Annotated in this window: 13 protein-coding genes; 2 read left to right on the top strand and 11 right to left on the bottom strand. The window is 71.1% G+C overall.

Annotated features, from left to right (window positions below; translation table 11 throughout):
* Positions 1–28: 28 nt before the first annotated feature.
* From ACIA5C_RS46925 to ACIA5C_RS46940, 4 genes are all read right to left on the bottom strand, one after another.
* Positions 29–601, bottom strand: coding sequence for a dihydrofolate reductase family protein (locus ACIA5C_RS46925; RefSeq protein ID WP_396067566.1), 573 nt, complete (start codon positions 599–601; stop codon positions 29–31).
* 65 nt (positions 602–666) lie between these two features.
* Entirely contained in the window at positions 667–2,523 is a 1,857-nt protein-coding gene (locus tag ACIA5C_RS46930) for a glycosyl hydrolase family 18 protein (RefSeq protein WP_396067568.1), read from the bottom strand.
* A gap of 54 nt (positions 2,524–2,577) precedes the next feature.
* Positions 2,578–3,669, bottom strand: a complete 1,092-nt coding sequence (locus ACIA5C_RS46935; protein WP_396067570.1) for a hypothetical protein — start codon at positions 3,667–3,669, stop codon at positions 2,578–2,580.
* A 46-nt stretch (positions 3,670–3,715) separates the two neighbouring features.
* On the bottom strand, positions 3,716–5,770 hold the full coding sequence (locus ACIA5C_RS46940; RefSeq protein WP_396067572.1) for an alkaline phosphatase family protein: 2,055 nt from the start codon (positions 5,768–5,770) through the stop codon (positions 3,716–3,718).
* 143 nt (positions 5,771–5,913) lie between these two features.
* Between ACIA5C_RS46940 and ACIA5C_RS46945 the strand changes: the two genes are divergently transcribed.
* Positions 5,914–7,164 carry a glycoside hydrolase family 18 protein gene (locus ACIA5C_RS46945; protein WP_396067574.1) on the top strand — a complete coding sequence of 417 codons (1,251 nt, stop codon included), beginning with the start codon at positions 5,914–5,916 and terminating at the stop codon, positions 7,162–7,164.
* A gap of 3 nt (positions 7,165–7,167) precedes the next feature.
* Here ACIA5C_RS46945 and ACIA5C_RS46950 read toward each other — a convergent pair whose 3' ends face one another.
* The 3 genes from ACIA5C_RS46950 to ACIA5C_RS46960 form a co-directional block, all read right to left on the bottom strand.
* Positions 7,168–7,959, bottom strand: a complete 792-nt coding sequence (locus ACIA5C_RS46950; protein WP_396067576.1) for a LamG-like jellyroll fold domain-containing protein — start codon at positions 7,957–7,959, stop codon at positions 7,168–7,170.
* Between the two features lie 32 nt (positions 7,960–7,991).
* On the bottom strand, positions 7,992–9,497 hold the full coding sequence (locus ACIA5C_RS46955) for an MFS transporter (RefSeq protein ID WP_396067578.1): 1,506 nt from the start codon (positions 9,495–9,497) through the stop codon (positions 7,992–7,994).
* Positions 9,498–9,585: 88 nt separating this feature from the next.
* A complete protein-coding gene (locus ACIA5C_RS46960) occupies positions 9,586–10,911 on the bottom strand; it encodes an NAD(P)/FAD-dependent oxidoreductase (RefSeq protein ID WP_396067580.1) in 1,326 nt (441 codons plus the stop codon).
* Positions 10,912–11,056: 145 nt separating this feature from the next.
* Here ACIA5C_RS46960 and ACIA5C_RS46965 point away from each other — a divergent pair, with 145 nt between their 5' ends.
* A complete protein-coding gene (locus tag ACIA5C_RS46965) occupies positions 11,057–12,103 on the top strand; it encodes a YbhN family protein (RefSeq protein WP_396067582.1) in 1,047 nt (348 codons plus the stop codon).
* Here ACIA5C_RS46965 and ACIA5C_RS46970 read toward each other — a convergent pair.
* The 4 genes from ACIA5C_RS46970 to ACIA5C_RS46985 all read right to left on the bottom strand — a co-directional run bounded on the left by ACIA5C_RS46970 (position 12,084) and on the right by ACIA5C_RS46985 (position 16,668).
* Entirely contained in the window at positions 12,084–12,737 is a 654-nt protein-coding gene (locus ACIA5C_RS46970; RefSeq protein WP_396067584.1) for a tetratricopeptide repeat protein, read from the bottom strand. The two genes, ACIA5C_RS46965 and ACIA5C_RS46970, sit on opposite strands and share 20 nt — an antisense overlap.
* Positions 12,738–12,793: 56 nt before the next feature.
* Entirely contained in the window at positions 12,794–14,038 is a 1,245-nt protein-coding gene (locus ACIA5C_RS46975; RefSeq protein ID WP_396067586.1) for a tetratricopeptide repeat protein, read from the bottom strand.
* Positions 14,035–14,982 (bottom strand): cyclase family protein, encoded by a 948-nt coding sequence (locus ACIA5C_RS46980; protein WP_396067588.1) that lies wholly within the window; start codon positions 14,980–14,982, stop codon positions 14,035–14,037. Before ACIA5C_RS46980 ends, ACIA5C_RS46975 begins: the two co-directional genes overlap by 4 nt.
* A gap of 105 nt (positions 14,983–15,087) precedes the next feature.
* A complete protein-coding gene (locus ACIA5C_RS46985; protein ID WP_396067590.1) occupies positions 15,088–16,668 on the bottom strand; it encodes an alpha/beta hydrolase in 1,581 nt (526 codons plus the stop codon).
* Positions 16,669–16,840 lie beyond the last annotated feature (172 nt).

Here is a 16,840-nt window from a genome sequence, read left to right on the forward strand (position 1 = left end):
GGGGTTCCCTGATTCGAAGGCCGGCGAATCAGCCGCCCGCAGGGGCCCGCCGATAGCTGGTGACGACGACCTGGCCATCGACCAGGCGGGAGTCCTGGGTCTGAAGATTGAGGAGCTGCGTGGACCCGGCGAAGAGCTTGCGGCCGCCGCCGAGGGCGACCGGGTGGACGGCGACGTGGTATTCGTCGATCAGGCCGAGGTCGGTCAGCGCGGCGGCCAGGTTGGCCCCGCCGGTCAGCAGCAGATCGGCTCCGGGCTCCGCCTTGAGGGCGGCCACCTCGCTCTGCAGGTCGTCGCGAATCACGCGGGACGCCCATTCGTCGCCCTGGTAGCTACGCGAGAACACGATTTTCCGGCTCGCCCGCCAGAACGGCGCGAAGCGCAGGACGTGCGGGTCCTGGGACATGGTCTCGGCGGTGGGCCAGAAGCCGACCATCATCTGCCACACCGGCCGGCCGAAGAGCAGGGTGTCGACCCGCTCGTCGAGGGCGTCGGAGTAGGCCGACAGTTCGGGGCCCATGACCGGCCAGTCGAACTCGCCGTTGGGGCCGTCGACGAAGCCGTCGACCGACGTGTGCACCCAGTAGATAATTTTTCGCATGGCCCGATCCTCCTGGTGACGGTGTCACCGAGTCGGACCGGGCCGGACGGCGAAACTAATCGCGGTCAGCAGGCGCCGTTGTCGGTCCACACGTCGTGGTTACCGGGCGTCTCGTTCTGCGTCCACCACTTGGCCGTGTACTTGTGGCCGTTGTAGGAGACGGTGCTGCCACCGCCGTACGCGGTCGAAGCGTTCCACGCCGCCGGGCAGCCGCCGGCCGGCGGTGTCGTGGTGCCGCCGCCGCAGGCACCCTGGTCGGCCCAGACGTCGGCCGATCCGGGGGTTTCGCCCTGAGTCCACCACTTGGCCTGCCAGGTGTGGCCGTTGTAGGAGACCTGGTTGCCGCCGACGTAGACGGCCCCGGCGCTCCAGGCCGGAGCGCTGCACGCGCCACCGGTCGGCGGCGTGGTCGGCGGCGTCGTGGGCGGGGTCGTGGGCGGAGTGGTCGGCGGGGTCGTCGGACCGGTGGTCGGCGGGGTGGTTCCGCCGCCGCAGGACGACGGGGCCGCGCCGTTCACGTCGTCGACCGTGGCGTTGAACAACGTTGCGCCCGGATCCAGGTCGAGCAGGGAGAACATCATCGCCCCGCCGAGGCCCTTGCAGTGCGCGTAGTCGATCTTCGCCTTGATCGACTGGGCGTTCTCGCCGGTGAAGAACTCGGAGCCGTTGTAGAAGTACGCGCTCTGCGACGCCGAATCCCAGTAGGTCGTGGACGGGTTGTCGACGATCCCGGTGAGTTCCTTGTAGTACGCCACGCCGGGCACCTGACTCAGGCCGCGCGCCGACGACGGGCCCGACGCCGACGAGTACAGCCCGTGGTTGGCGCCCGCCGGCACGCCGCTCCAGCCGCGGTAATAGAACGGTATGCCCATCGTCAGCTTGTTGGCCGGGAAGCCACCGGCGATGCCGTATTCGGGCAGCCCGGTGGTCCACGCCTTGATCGCGGTGTCGATCGAGTACTTCGAGGAGCCCGGCGGCACGTTCGCCGACGGATCCGACGGGCTCTGGTAGATCGGCGACTGGTTGTTGGTCTGGCTGGGCTCGAACGCGCCGTGCATGTCGTACGTCATGACGTTGGCGAAGTCGAGGATCTGCCCGACCTTGTTGGTCTCGATCTGCGCGATCTTGTCCTGGCCGGCCGGCACGGCGGCGGTCAGGTACTTTTTCGCGCCGCCGAGAGCGTCCAGCTCGCTGCGGAACTCCTGCAGGAGCGCCGTGTAGTTGGCCTTGTCGTTGGGGCTGTAGTGGTTGCCGGTGTGGCCGAGAACGCCCGGGTACTCCCAGTCGATGTCGAAGCCGTCGAAGATGCCGGCCGCCGATGCGGCGCCGCCGAAGCCGTTCTGCACCGGCAGGTTGCCCTTGATGAACATGTCGATGCAGGAGGAGACGAACTTCTGCCGGCTGGCGCTGGTGGCGGCCACGTCGGAGAAGTACTTGGAGTAGGTCCAGCCGCCGATCGAGGCCACGATCTTGAGGTTGGGGTGCTTCGCCTTCAGCTTCTTGAGCTGATTGAACGTGCCGACCAGGGGCTGGTTCCAGGTGTCGGCCACGCCGTCGACGCTGGTCGAGGCGTCGTACGTCTTCTGGTAGTCGGCGTACGCGTCACCGGCGCCGTCGCCCGCGTTGGGGTTCGACTCGTTGGTCGAGTCGGACGCCTTGGTCGCCTCGAAGCAGGTCAGGTTGGCCGGGTCGATGTTCTCGAAGTCGTAGATCAGATAGTCGAGTTTCCCGGCCATGCCCGAGGTGTCGAGGTTCTTGGGGTAGAACGCGTTGCCGTAGATGCTCCACTGGTCGTAGTAGGCGAACTTCACGCCGCCCGACGTTGCCGCGCCGGCCGAGCCGGCCGAGGCGACCACGGCGATCGTGCCGACGACCCCGAGCAGGACCGCGGTCAGTGACCCGAGTTTTCTCCTTCTGCCCATAGAAATAGACACTAATCACTAAAGTTTGTTTTCCGTAAGGTGCTGAAGGGGCAATCAGAAGCTGGCAAAACGACGCAGGTCCAGGCCGCCGACGGTGGTGAAGTCACCGCCCACCTCCAGGCGGCCCGAGGTGCGGTTGACGCTGAGCACCCGCACGCCGATCACGCCGTTGGCCTGCGGCGCCCACGGCGCGAGCGCACCCGTCGAGGTCACCGCGGCCAGCTTGACCCGCGACACCGAGCCGTCGGTGCAGCCGCCGCGGGTGCCGTTCCGCTCGGTCAGGCACGCGTTGTCGAAGTGGCCACCCACATAGACCAGACCGCCGTCGAGGGCGATCGCCGCCGCGTCGCCGTCGAAGACGCGCTGCCAGCGGGGCACCCCGGCCGCCGTGTAGGCGATCGCCCGGCCGCCGACGCCACCGGTGGCCACGTAGACCCCGGCCGCGTCGACGGCCAGCGCGTGCACCTCGGCGGGCGGGCGGGGAACGAAAAGTGGGTTCGGCCGCCCGGTCGCGCCGTCCAGGGCGGCCAGACGCAGGGTGCCGCGCACCTCGTCGACGGTGTGGAAACTGCCCCCGACATAGACCGTGGCGCCACCGGCCGCGACCGCGTGCACGGCGTCGTCCGCGCCCGGGTGCCAGCGGCCGTCCAACCGGTCGTCGAGCAGGGAGAACGCGGCCAGATTCTGCCGCCTGCTGCCGTCCACTTCGGAGAACCGGCCGCCCAGATAGAGGCGGTCGTGGGCGATCGTCAGGGCGTAGGGGGTGCCGGAGAGCGTGTGCCGGAACGGGCCGACCCCGCCGGTGAACGGGCTGAGCCGGGCCAGCGAGTCCCGCTTCTTGCCGCCGATCTGATGGAAGTCGCCGGCCGCGAAGACGCTGTCGGGAATGGCGGCCAGGGCGCGCACCGTCCCGTCGGCCGCCGGCGCCCAGTCGAGAAGCTCGCCGGTGAGCGCGTCGAAGGCGGCCAGCCGCAGCCGGGCGAAGCTGCGTCCGCCCCAGGTCGCGCTGGTGAACGAACCCCCGACATAGACCGTGCGCCCCCGGTGGGCGATCGCGTACACGCCGCCGTTGAAGGTCGGCGCGACCAGCGGGTGGGCGCCGACCGCGATCGCCGCCGGGGTGGCGATCAGGAGCGTGGCGATCATCAGGACAGCGAGGGCCGTACGTCGGAGGAGTAATGACACAAACCGACTAACCGTCGCGCGAGCGGGAAAGTCTCGGGTGACCGAGGTCAGGGATCGGTTCCGCCGCCTCGAGGATCTCGGAAGCGTCGGCCGGATCGGTGCGCAGCCCGAGCATGGCCAGCCATTCGATCAGCTGCCGGTGCACGGCGTCGGCACCGTCGAATTCGGGCTGGGTGACCGGCCAGCGGGCCGGGTGGACCAGCACCGCCTCGGTCTGCCACCCACCGAGGCCGCCGTGCGAACCGACCAGTTCCTCGAACGCGGCCACCTCGTCGGTCACCGGGTCGACGCAGCTGATCAGCACCAGGTCGGCGATGTGGGCCGACTCCTGGTGGCGCAGCACGTCGTGCCGGGCGTGCGGCCCGTACGGCAGAAGCGGGTCGACGCCCTGCACCACGCCGTCGCGCAGCCGGTGGCTCCCGGCCGCCCCGATCGCCACCGGGCCGTCCTCGTCGCGCACCACGACCAGGCCGACCCCGGGATGGGCGGCCAGCCCGCTGATCAGTCTCGGGTAGACGCTGTCGACCTCGGCCCGGTCGAGCCGGTGGTGATAGCTGGTGAGGTAGAGCAGCGACAGGTTGCCGGAGTTGACCACAAGCAGCGGCGGCACCGCGTCGTCGTAGCGGGGCGAGACACCGGTGAGCCGCGAAACGACGTCCTCCAACGTCTCCCCGTAGCGCTGACGGAAGGTCGCGCCCTGGCTCTGCCCGTGGTCGGAGAGAACGACCAGGTGGTAGTGCCGGGCCGCCTCCGGCGCGAGCCTCTCCAGCACCCCGAGCATCCGGTCGAGGCTCTCCAGCTGCCGCATCGACTCGGGGCGCGCGGGCCCGGCGTGATGGGCCACCTCGTCGTAGTCGACCAGATCGCAGTAGATGGCCGCGGCGCCCCGGGCCATCTGCTCGGCGACCAGCGAGATGTTCACGTCGCGGAGCAGCATCGAGGCCGGCCGCAGGGCCAGGAACATGCCCGACCGGCTGACCCGGGGCTGCAGGTTGCGCCGGCGCTGCAGGCGGGCCTGGTGCAGTTCGGTGATGACCTCGCCGATGCCGAGCACGATCGCGCGGGTGAATCCGTACGGCGAAGCCATGAACGCGGCCCAGCCGCGCGCCGACCGACCGGGTAGTGCGGCATGGCTGACCGTCAGAAGGTTGATGGCGGCATCGCCGCCGAACGCGTTGCCGATCGAGACTCCGCCGTCGCGCAGCAGCCCGCGGCCGTCGCTGAGCCGCGGCTCGATCACCGCCGCGTCGCGGGGCCGGTTGGAGACCATCAGCTTGCCGGTCTCCTTCTCGAACCAGCGGAAGCCGGGGATCTGCCGGCTCGCGCCGTGCAGGATGCCGGCCTGCGAGGCCGGCGTGGTCGACGGCAGCCCGGTGTGCCAGCTGCGCATGCTGTGGCTGCCGGACCGCAGCCAGTAGCCGAGGGTGGGCAGGTTGCCGGCCCGGATCGACCAGCGCAGCACCGGCTCGGACACCCCGTCGAGCTGCACCATGATCAGGCCGGGCTCGGTGCCCGCGCGGGGCCGGCGCAGGGTGACCAGCGGGCCGCCGGCTTGCCGGGCCTGCCGCCGGCGGACGCTGCGCATGAGGCGCTTCGCCTCGCGGACGAACGTGTCGTCGCTGCCGCTGTCGGCCATCCAGTCGAGGATCGCGGCGAAGATGACGGCCAGGACCGCGGCGAAGAACAGCGACGGCAGGCCGCTGATGCGGTTGGCCGGGTCGAGTTCGAGCGCGACCACGATGACGATGACCTGGGCGGTCACGCCGAGCAGCATCGCGCCCCAGCCGCCGAGCGCGCCGATGCCGACCAGGAGCAGCGGCCGCAGCACGGCGCCGACGACGGCGACCAGCACGACCAGGCCCAGCGTGTTGAAGACGTCGGTGCTCTTCACGCCCGGCATCAGCCAGAGCGTGACGGTCAGGACGACGAACGTGACGAGGGCGCTGCGGAGCACCGCGCGGGTGCGTTTGCGGATGCGCGGCCACCGCAGCAGCGCGCGCACGTCGGCCCGCCAGCCCCGCGTCTGCGGCGCCGGAGGCGGCTCGTGCGGGCGGATGGCCACGTCCAAACGATCGCACAGGCCCCAATGCGCGGCGCCAGGACGTCAGGTACGTCTCACCCGCATGGAACCGCCCGGCACACGAACAGCGGATGACACCCGTTCGTGGGACGGCGCGGCCGGTCGGCCGGGTTAACTTCGGGTCGGTGCGCCTTCGTGCTGTGCTCGCCGCCCTTCTGTTGCTGTCCGTCGCCGCCTGCACGGCCCCGGCGAAGCCGGCGCCGGCTCCCACGCCGACGCGCACTCCGGCGAAGAGGACGGCCCGGGTCGTCGGCTACTTCACCGACTGGGGCGTCTACGCCCGCGACTACCAGGTCAAAGAGGTCGAGACGAGCGGCTCGGCGGCCGAACTGACCGATCTCGTGTACGCGTTCGGCCGGGTCAAGGGCGGTGCCTGCGCGCCCGGCGACACCTGGGCCGACTACCAGAAGCCGATGTCGGCGGCCGACAGCGTCGACGGCGTGGCCGACGACCCGAAGGCGGCCGTGAAGGGCGACTTCGGTCAGCTGATCAAGCTCAAGGCCCGGCATCCCGACCTGCGACTGATCTGGTCGTTCGGCGGCTGGAACGACTCCGACGGCTTCGACGACGCCGCCGGCGACCCGGCCGCGTTCGCCTCTTCGTGCCGCACGCTGCTCCAGGATCCACGCTGGCGGGGGCTCTTCGACGGCGTCGACATCGACTGGGAGTACCCCAACGCCTGTGGCATGGTCTGCGACAAGAGCGGGCCGGGCGCGCTCGGCCGGGTGCTCGCCGCACTGCGCACCGCGCTCGGGCCGGATGCCCTGATCACCGCGGCGGTTCCGGCCGACATCGGCAAGCTGAAGCGTACGGACTACGCGGCGGCCGCCCGCTCGGCGAACTGGCTGAGCGCGATGACCTACGACTACTTCGGGACCGGCTCCGACGACGGGGGCGGCGACGACCCGACCGATCTGCACCGCACCGAACCGCACTCGCCGCTGACCACCTATCCGGGCGCTCCCAAGGCCAAGGCGAACGCCGAGGCGACCGTCGACAGTCTGCTGTCGCTCGGGGTTCCGGCCGGCAAGCTGCTGCTCGGCCTCGGCTTCTACGGCCGGGGCTGGAACGGCGTGACCGGGGCCGGGGTCGGTTCGGCCGCGAGCGGCCCGGCGGCCGGCAAGTACGAGCAGGGGCTGGAGGAGTACGAACTGCTGGTCAAGCGCTGCCCGCCGACCGGCACGGCCGGCGGCACCGCGATCGCGCACTGCGGTTCGCAATGGTGGTCCTACGACACCCCGCAGACGATCAAAAGCAAGATGACGTACGCGCGGAGCAAGGCTCTCGGCGGAGCATTCGCCTGGGAGTTGTCGGGCGACACTCCGGACGCCGTACTCCTGAAGGCCGTGGCGTCCGGCCTGAACCCGGACTCCTAGCTTTCAGCCGATCTGCACCCAGACGTTGTCCAGGGCGCCGTTGAACTGGTCGTTGTCGGCGAAGGCGCCCTTGCCGCCGATACTCAGCGGGCGCTGGTTGGTGACCGAGAGCTTGGACGGCACCGCGATGCTGCCCCGGGCCGTGCCGTCCACGAAGATCGACAGCGTGGTGCCGGCCCGGCGGCACTGCAGTGCGTGCCAGTGGCCGTCGGCGATCGACACCGAACTGTACGCGATGCGGATGGTCGGCCGTTTGTCGTCCACGAGCACGCAGCTGGGCCGCCCGGCGACCCCGTCGACCTGCAGTTTCCACTGGCTGCTGGTGCGCGAGTAGCCCTTCTGCACGATGTTCTCGCCCTTGCTCGTCTGCCCGGGCGGCAGCAGCACCTCGGCCCCGTAGGCGATGTTCCGGGTGCCCGGGTTGAGGTCGGCCGAGGTCGGGCTCCGCAGTGCGACGTGGGGGCAGACCCCGGCCGTGCATTCGGGTGGGAAGGCGAGCGCCGCTCCCTGCCCGTGCACGACCTGCCGGACCGAGCCGCCGTGCGCGGCCACCGCCCGCAGTGTGTGGCCGTGCCCGGACTCGTCGGCGACCGTCCCGGACCGCCGGCTGTCGAAGTTGTACCGCGCGATCATCACCGCCGAGCCGGTCGCGAGAGCCGGCCGGACCGGCCGGATCGCCACCAGCGCCGGACGCTGGTGGCGATGGTGGCCGTCGGCCGGCGAGCCGGCAGCCGCGGACGGCGCGGGGATGGCGACGACCGCGGCAAGCAACAGGGCAGTCGACCAGGATCGCATGCCCGAATTATGACGCTACGGGGTAATCGGCCTTACGCCATTGGCACAGATTCAGCCGCCGGAAGATCGTCCTTGTTCACCTTGATCAGCACGGCGGCGACCACCGTAGCGAGCAGAATGAGAACGGCCGCCCAGGTGAACGCGGCCGAGTAGCCGTCGACCTGGGCCAGCAGGCCGGCCCGTGGGGCGTCCTGCGGGCTCTTCGGCAGGTGGCTCGTCGCGTACGCCGCGATCGCGCTCGTCGCGATCGTGTTGAGCAGCGCCGTGCCGAGCGAACCGCCGACCTGCTGGGTGGCGTTGAGCGCGGCGCTCGCGGCGCCCGCGTCGTGCTGCGGCACCCCGATCAGGGCCAGGCTGGACAGCGGGACGAAAGTGAACCCGAGACCGAGGCCGAGCAGCACCTGGGCCGGCATCAGGTGCAGCCAGAACGAGGTGTCCAGGCCGACGAAGCGGAGGATGAACATGCCGACCGCGGCCAGGATCGGTCCGGCGACCATCATCGGCTTGGGGCCGATCCGGGGCATCAGGTTGCTGGCCACCGTGGCCGAGACCAGCACGCCGACGGTGACCGGCAGTGACGCGAAGCCCGCCTCGAGCGGCTTGTAGCCGAGCACGTTCTGCAGGTAGAGCGTCAGGAACAGGAACGAGCCGAACAGGCCCGCGCCGACCAGCATCGAGGTCAGGTAGGCGCCGCCGCGGTTGCGGTCGAGCACGATACGCAGGGGCAGCAGCGGGTTGCGCACCCGGCGCTGGATCACCACGAAGACCACCAGCAGCACCAGGCCGGCGCCGATGAAGGCCCACGTGGTGCCCGAACCCCAGCCCTCGTCCGGCTTGGCCGCCTCGGTGAAGCCGTAGACCAGCGAGGCCAGGCCCAGCGTCACCACCAGCGCCCCCGGTACGTCGTACCGGGTGTTGCCCGCCGCCTTGCTCTCCGGCACCAGCGGAATGGCCAGGGCCAGGGCGACGATCGCGACCGGGATGTTGACCAGCAGGCACCAGCGCCAGTTGGCGTACTCGGTCAGCACGCCGCCGAGCAGCAGGCCGACCGCCGAGCCGCCACCGGCGATCGCGCCGTAGACAGCGAACGCCTTGGCCCGCTCGCGGGCCTCGGTGAACAGCACCGTGAGCAGGGCCAGCGACGCCGGCGCGAGCAGCGCACCGAAGACGCCCTGCAACGCCCGGGCGGCGAACAGCATCTCGCCGTTCTGTGCGAAGCCACCGACCGCCGAGGCGACGGCGAAGCCGACCGCGCCGACCATGAAGGTCCGCTTGCGCCCCCAGTAGTCGGCGATCCGGCCGCCCAGCAGCAGGAACCCGCCGAAGGCGAGCGTGTAGGCGGTCACCACCCACTGCCGGTTGGCATCGGTGATGTCCAGCGCCCGCTGGGCGCTGGGCAGCGCGATGTTCACGATGGTGGCGTCGAGCACGACCATGAGCTGCGCGATCGCGATCACGGCCAGGGCCACCCACCGGCGCGGGTCGGGTGGTGCCGCGCCGTCGTGGACGACCGGCACCTGCTCAGCGGTTGCTGACATGTCATTCCCCCCAGATGTCTTCGGCCCCAAAGCTAGGAGGGAATGAGGTCAGATCATGACCTCTGAGCTGGTAATGAGACGGGCGTCTCTACGACGTCTGCTTCTCCTGGGTCATCCCGGTGTTCGGCATCGCCTCGGGCGCCGAGCTGTCGAGCGGCACCGCTTCGCCCGGCACCAGTCCGAGCTGGACGCCCTGGCGCGGCAGCACCGCGTCGAGCGCCCAGTCGGCGGCCACGCGCACCCGGTTGCCGGGCATCGACAGCAGGTGGTAACCGCGGGTAACCGCCTTGGCGACGATGCCGCTCAGCGGCACACCGAGCGGGTTGGCGGCCGAGTCGAGGCCGCCCAGGTCGACGACGAACCCCAGGTCGTGGTGCTTGTAGGGCCGCCGGCGCCCATGCCCGTAGGAGGCCGCGATGTTCTTCGCCGCGGTCGTGCCCTGCCGGGTCGCGTGCTGGGCGGTCATCCCGGTGATCTGGCCCGGCATGGTCAGGTCGGGCACCGCCGCCGCGTCGCCGATCGCGTAGACGTCGGGGTGGCCGGGCACGGTCAGGTATTCGTCGACCACCAGGCGGCCCTGCTCGGTCGGCAGGCCGATGCCCTCGACCAGCGGATCGGGCCGTACCCCCACGCACCAGATCAGCGAGCAGGTCGGCACGTATTCGCCGGTCGACAGCTCCACACCGTGCTTGGACGCCTGCTTGACGCTGGTCTGAGTGAGGATTTCCACCCCGCGCTCGCGCAGCACCCGGTCGGACGCGGCGCCCAGCCGCTCGTCGAGCGACGGCACGATCCGGTCGGCGGTGTCGACCAGCAGCCATCGGGGCAGGCCGGTCAGCTCGGGCCGGTTGCGCACCAGGGCCTCGGTGTAGAGCACCCCCTGGGCCGCCACCTCGGTGCCGGTGTAGCCCGCGCCGACCACCACGAACGTGCACCGGGCCCGGCGCTCCTTCTCGTCGTCGGTGGTGGCCGCCATCTCGATCTGCCGGGTCATGTGGTCGCGCAGGAACAGCGCCTCCGGGATGCCACGGAAGCCGTGCGCGTATTCCGTCACGCCGGGCACCGGGAGCAGCTTGTTGACACTGCCCGCGGCGATCACCAGCCGGTGGTAGCCCAGCGTGCCGGTGCCGCCGTCCGGGTCGCGCCAGCTCACGGTGCGTGCGTCGAGGTCGAACTGGTCGACGTGACCGAGGATCATCCGTACGCCCGGAAGCGTCGCGGTCAGCGACACCGTGACCCGGCGGGGCTCGAGGATGCCGGCCGAGACCTCGGGCAGCAGCGGGAGGTAGAGAAAGTAGTCGGTCGGGTTGATCACGACGATCTCGGCGCTCCCGCGGGAGAGCTTGGACAGCTTGCGGGCCGCGGTGAAACCGGCGAAGCCGGCGCCGACGACGACGATTCGTGGCCGTGCCATGGAAAGGTCCTTCCGTCGTGAAACCGACCGGATGCCCTGCTCACCGTAGCGAAAACTGAGGGCGGCGGAAGTGACGCGTAAAACACTGGCCGGCCCGGCCGTAAACCGCGCGCGGCGGCGAGCGCGGAGTGCAACGATCGATGGGATGGCCGCCGTGCAGGAAACCGTCCGGCCCCCGACCGGCCACCCGCCGTGGTGGCGCCGGGGTCCGGTCGTGGTCGGCATCGTCGTCCTGATCCTTTCCGCCGAGCTGATCCTGGGCTGGCACGCGCTGGCGGGCGCGCTCACCCAGCTGCGGGCGCCACGCTGGGGTTGGGTGCTGGGAGCGGTGGCGGCCGAGATCGCCTCGATGGGCACCTACGCTCGCATGCAGCGGGCCCTGCTGCGCGGCGCCGGCACCAAGGTCAGCGTCCGCAAGCACGTGGCCACGGCGTACGCGGCCCACTCGCTGAGCGCGACCCTGCCCGGCGGCCCGGTCTTCTCGACCAGCTTCAACTTTCAGCAGTTGCGGCGGTTCGGCGCCTCGGCCGCAGTGGCCTCCTGGTGCATCGCGTTGAGCGGCGTCCTGTCGACCGGCGCCCTGATCGTGATCGGCGCGGCCGGGGGCATCCTGACCCGCAACTCGGGCGGCTGGCACTCGCTGGTCGGCTACGGCGTGGCCGCGCTCGTGATCGCGTTCGGCGTCCGCCTCCTGGCCGAGCACCCGCATTGGCTGGACAAACCGGTCCGTCTGCTGCTCGGCGGGGTCAACCGGGTGCGCCGGCGCCCGCGCGGGCACGGCCAGGACGCGCTGCTCAGCTTCGTCGAGCAACTGCGGGCGATCCGGGTGCACCCGGCCAGCTTCGGCACCGCCGTGGTGCTCGCCCTGCTCAACTGGCTGTTCGATGCGCTCTGCCTGTGGATGTGCTGCGTCGCGGTCGGGGCGCCCGGCATCAACGCCACCAAACTCGTGATCGCCTACTGCGCCGGCATGGCCGCGGCCAGCCTGCCCATCGTGCCGGGCGGCCTCGGCGTGGTCGACGGCGCGCTGATCCTGGGCCTGGTCGCGGGCGGCCTGCCGAGCTCGTTCGCGGTCGCCGCCGTGGTGCTCTACCGGCTGGTCAGCTTCGGCTTCATCATCGGCGCGGGCTGGCTCGTCTGGCTGGTCATCCGCGCTCGTTCGAGGGCCGTGGCTAGTCCTTCTTCCGCCTGAACAGGCTCCACCTCTTCTTCGCCGGCGGTGGCGCGTCGTCGCGGGTCGGCCCGTCCAGCATGGCCAGCCGGTGCTGGGCGACGGGGTTCTCCGGCTCCATCCGCAGCGAGATCAGCAGCGCCTGCCGCGCCTGGTCGGTGTGGCCGAGCGCGTCCAGCGCGACGCCGTGCGTGAAGTAGTAGTGAGCCTCGTTCGGGTCGAGTCCGACCGCGGTCCGCGCGGCCTGCTCGGCGTCGGCCAGATGCCGGTCGGCGGCGAGCAGCGCCCAGGCCACCCGGTCGTGCCAGAACGGGTTCTCCGGCTCGTTGATCACCGCCCGGTAGGCCATCGTGATCGCCTCGTCGTGGCGTCCCAGCATGGTCAGCGCCCGGCTGGCGGTGGCGAGCGGGCGCGGGTCCTCGGGCAGCAGTTCGATCACCCGTTTGGCCGCGTCGAGCGCCGCCTCGGGCTGGTCCAGAGTCAGCCGGACGCGGGCGAGCAGCAGCCAGCCCGCCGCCGAGCGCGGATCGGCCGACAGCACCGGTTCGAGGGTGGATGCCGCCTTGTCCGGCTCGAATCGCTCGAAGTAGGCCGCCGCCCGCGCGATGCCCAACTCGGTCGGGTCGGTCGGCAAGGGGACGGGCTGGGAGGTCACAGGCCCATCTTCGGCAAACCCCTCCGCACCATGAGGTGATTTGTCGGAAAGACCCCCTATTTGGCGCGCCGACGGGCCCGCAACCGCCGGACGATCACAAACAGGCAGACCACGATCACGAGCGCCAGACCGACCACGACCAGCGAGAGCCACCACCGGTCCTCAGTCGCGGCAATCTCGAACCCGATCGCGGCGACCAGGCAGAGCACCACGACCCACCAGAGGATCACGCTCAGCCGGTCGCGCGGCACGGCCAGCCCGACCGAGCGGACATGCGCGTTCGACGCCGACACGGTCAGCAGCCGCACCGCGAAGCCGCCCACCGCGGCCGAGCCGAGCAGCCACGGCAGCCAGGCGGCCGGCGCGGCGGTCGCGGTCAGCAGAAGAACCAGGCAGAGTGCGGCACCGATCGCGGCGACCCGCTGCCGGCCCTGCGTCACCACCTCTTTCAGGTACGCGCGGAGCGAGCGGTCCAGCCGGGCCACGAAGTAGGTCGCGAACGCGATCGGAGCCAGCGCCGCCACACCGGCCACCACCCGCGCCCCGACGATCGAGAAGCCGCTCACCCGCCACCCCACGTACGCCAGCACGGCCAGCAGGATCGCGGTGTAGACCAGGAACCGGCGCAGCGCCACGTCGAGCATGAACCGGCTCGCCTGCTGCCGCGGGTCGGTGCGCAGCGCACCCGCCAGCCCACTCACCCCTCGCGCCAGCCGGTCCAGCGCGAACGGGTTGCGCCCGCTCACGTCGAGGGTGGCCAGCTCGTGCTGAGCCACCGCGTTGCCGGGTTCCAGGGCGAGCGCGTCGCGCAGCGCCTGCCGGGCCCGGTCGGTCATGTCGAGCTGCTTCATCACCATCGCGTACGTGATGCGGAAGTCGGCCTCCTCCGGGTCGAGCTGCACCGCCGTCCGCGCCGCCTGCTCGGCCTCGGGACCGCGCCGGCCGTGCCCGAGCAGCGCCCAGGCCAGCCGGTTGTGCCGGTAGGCGTTCTCGGGTTCGCGCTGCAGCGCTGCCGCCGCCACGCCGATCGCCTCGTCGTGCCGGTCGAGCGCGGTGAGCACCCGGCTGAGCGCGCCGAGCGCCTCGGCCGACTCGGGCGCCACCCGCACCGCGTGGTCGGCCGCCGCCATGGCCAGGTCGGTGCGCTTGAGGGCGAGCTGGGCGTGTGTCATCAGCACCAGCGCGCGCAGGTGGTCGGGTTCGGCGGCGAGCACCGGTCCGAGCAGCTCGGCCGCCGCGCCCGGCTCACCGCGCTGGAACTGCGCGGTGGCGAGCGCGATGGCCGTGCCGGTCTCGCTCATGCGGTGGGCTGCCAACCAGCGGACCGCGTGTGGTCGTGGGGCTCGAAATAGGGCATCGTCGCGTACGCCCGGACCGGGAACGTGCCGAACCCGCTGATCCGGGGCGGCGCGGCGGTGAACCGGGCCCCGGTCGGCGGCACCTCGGCCAGGTTGGTCAGGTTTTCCACGATCGGGATGCCGGCCGCCAGCAGGATCGTGTGGGCCGGGCGCTCGCCGCCGCTCGCCTCCGACGGGTCGTCGATGTTGATCGAGTCGATGCCGACCAGGGCCGCGCCGTGCTCGACCAGCCAACCGGCGGCGTCCGCGGTCAGGAACGGGTTGCCGACGGCGTATTCCGGCGTGCCCCAGTGCCGGTCGCCGCCGGTGTGCAGCAGAACCGCCTGGCCGGCCACGGTGAGGCCGTCGAGGTCACCTTCCCCGACCGCCCGGCGGCCGTTGCCGACCTGGCGTACGACGACCGCGGGCAGGTCGGCCAGGCGTTCCAGCTCCATCCCGGACAGGTCGGTGCCGCCGACGTATCGGTGCCGGGGACTGTCGAGGTACGTGCCGGTCTGCCCGAGCATGCTCACCCGGTCGAAGCTGAACTCGGTGCCCTCGGCGTACCGCTCGCGGGACTCTTCCCAGGTCAGGTGCGAGGAGATCGCGGGGGCGGGCAGACCCGGGTACGTCGTCATGCCGTTGGTGATCACGTGGCTGAGCTCGACGTAGCGCCGCCGCTCGGAGGGCCCGGCGTAGGTGCCCAGGTGCGGCTCGGCGAAGATCCGGACGTTGGCCAGCTCGACCCGGCCCGCCCGGAGCAGGTTGAGCGAGGCCACGAACAGCTCACCGATCTCGGCCTCGGTCACGTCGGCGTGCGGCACGTCGACCCGGAAGCCCTGGGTCTGCAGGGCCCCGCCGTTGGTGAACGTGACGACCGCGTCGAACTCGGCCCGGTACTGCAGCACGGCGTGCCTCCCCTAGGACAGGTCGATGATCGCTCCCACGATCACCAACTGCCGAAGATAGCCGCCCCCCGCGCCACCGGGCGCGAGGGGCGGTCATCAGGGAGATCAGCTCGCGACGAGAGCGTTCTGCAGGGCTGAACGCGCCCCGGGCACCGCCCGCTTCGCGGCCGGCTTGGACGGGTCGGGCTGGGGAAGCGGGGTGCAGCGCTTGTCGGAACGGTCACCCTTCACGCGTTTCGGGAGTACGCCCGTAGCCAGGTAATCCGCGACCGTGTCGTCCACACACTTGTTGCCGAACAGCGAGCCGGCATGGGTCGTCCCGCCGACCCCCTCGACCAGCGATGCCCGGGGGAACCGCTTGCGCACCTCGAGGCTGCCGCTGAACGGGGTCGCCGCGTCGAGCGACTCGCTGAGCAGCAGGATCGGGGGCACGCTGGCGCCGTTCACGGTGACCGGCACGCCCGGCGCGGCCGGCCACTGACGGCACGGCGCGTTGTACCAGGCGTTGGCCCAGGTCTCGAACGGCGCCCGGCGGTGCATGGCCCAGTTGTCGGCCTTCCACCTGCTCCACGCGGCCGGCCACTTCGCGTCGGTGCACTGCACGGCCAGGTAGATCGCGTAGTTGTTGTCGGCGCCCGGCTTCTGCGGGTTGTTGGTGTCGTAGAGCTTCTTCAGCGGCGCCGGGTCGTGCTTGTTGACCCAGGCACTGAACGCGTTCGCCACGTCCTGCCAGCCGAAGATGTAGTAGCCGGGCTGCAGGAACACGTCGGTCAGCTCGTCCGGGCCGATCACCCCGCCGGCCGGCTTGGCGATCAGCTTGGCCTGCTCGGCGTAGAACAGCCTCTCGACCGCCCGCTCGGTCCGGCCCAGGTGGTAGACCTTGTCGTACTTCGCGATCCAGCCGAAGTAAATCTTGATGTTGCGGTTGAACGCCGAGTCCTGGTCGAGGTTGGATTCGTACCAGACCCGCGTCGGGTCGACGTTGCCGTCGAGCACCATCCGGCGCACCCGCTGGGGATACATCGTGGCGTAGACCTGGCCGAGGTAGGTGCCGTACGAGAAGCCGTAGTAGTTGATCTTGTCGGCGCCGAGGGCCTTCCGGAGGCGGTCCATGTCGCGGACGGTGTCGACGGTCTTCAGGTGGCCGAGCAGCGAGCCGCCCGCCTTGGCGCACGCGGCGGCGTACCCCCGGGCCTTGTTCAGCCAGGCGGTTTCCCGCTGGGCGCTGGTCGGCACGTAGGGCGGCCGGTCGTACCCGGCGTAGTCGCTGTCGCAGCTCAGCGACGGCTTGCTGGCCCCGACCCCGCGCGGGTCGAAGCCGATCCAGTCGTACGCTGCCCCGGCACCGCCGGGCACCAGCGACCCGATCACCGAAAGGCCCAGTCCGGCCCCGCCGGGACCACCGGGGTTGGCCAGCACGACGCCCTGGTACTGCTTCTCTCCAACGGTGTGCCGGATCCGAGAGACCGCCACCTGAAGGGTGCCGGCGCTCGGCCGGCGGTAGTCGATCGGCACGGTCAGGAAGCCGCATTCGGCCTTGTGCATCTTCAGGTTGGAGTCGGTGCAGGGCTCCCACTTGATCGGGGTGGAAGTTGTGGTCGGCGTGGAACCGGCCTGGGCGGTGCCCGCCACCGCGCCGATCGCCACCAGGGCAATCGCGGTAGTCGTCGCCAGAATTCTCTTCATACCAGCCTCTCGTGTCCGATTCGCCCCAATATGCTGAGGCGTGGGGGGGCCCCCCGGGGGCCCCCCCCCCCCGGGGCCCCCCAAAAAATGCCGGTAAGACGCCCGAAACACCCCCCGCGCCCCCCCCCCCCCCCGCCCCCCCAAAAACCCCCCCCCCCCCAACACAAAACCG

Origin of the sequence: Actinoplanes sp. NPDC051343, from assembly GCF_044455125.1 — a bacterium.
Taxonomy (GTDB): domain Bacteria; phylum Actinomycetota; class Actinomycetes; order Mycobacteriales; family Micromonosporaceae; genus Actinoplanes.

What these genes read in the sequence shown, in the direction of transcription:
- ACIA5C_RS46925 (WP_396067566.1), bottom strand. Translation starts at nt 601, where the DNA reads ATGCGAAAAATTATCTACTGGGTGCACACGTCGGTCGACGGCTTCGTC.
- ACIA5C_RS46930 (WP_396067568.1), bottom strand. Translation starts at nt 2,523, where the DNA reads ATGGGCAGAAGGAGAAAACTCGGGTCACTGACCGCGGTCCTGCTCGGG.
- ACIA5C_RS46935 (WP_396067570.1), bottom strand. Translation starts at nt 3,669, where the DNA reads ATGATCGCCACGCTCCTGATCGCCACCCCGGCGGCGATCGCGGTCGGC.
- ACIA5C_RS46950 (WP_396067576.1), bottom strand. Translation starts at nt 7,959, where the DNA reads ATGCGATCCTGGTCGACTGCCCTGTTGCTTGCCGCGGTCGTCGCCATC.
- ACIA5C_RS46955 (WP_396067578.1), bottom strand. Translation starts at nt 9,497, where the DNA reads ATGTCAGCAACCGCTGAGCAGGTGCCGGTCGTCCACGACGGCGCGGCA.
- ACIA5C_RS46960 (WP_396067580.1), bottom strand. Translation starts at nt 10,911, where the DNA reads ATGGCACGGCCACGAATCGTCGTCGTCGGCGCCGGCTTCGCCGGTTTC.
- ACIA5C_RS46965 (WP_396067582.1), top strand. Translation starts at nt 11,057, where the DNA reads ATGGCCGCCGTGCAGGAAACCGTCCGGCCCCCGACCGGCCACCCGCCG.
- ACIA5C_RS46975 (WP_396067586.1), bottom strand. Translation starts at nt 14,038, where the DNA reads ATGAGCGAGACCGGCACGGCCATCGCGCTCGCCACCGCGCAGTTCCAG.
- ACIA5C_RS46985 (WP_396067590.1), bottom strand. Translation starts at nt 16,668, where the DNA reads ATGAAGAGAATTCTGGCGACGACTACCGCGATTGCCCTGGTGGCGATC.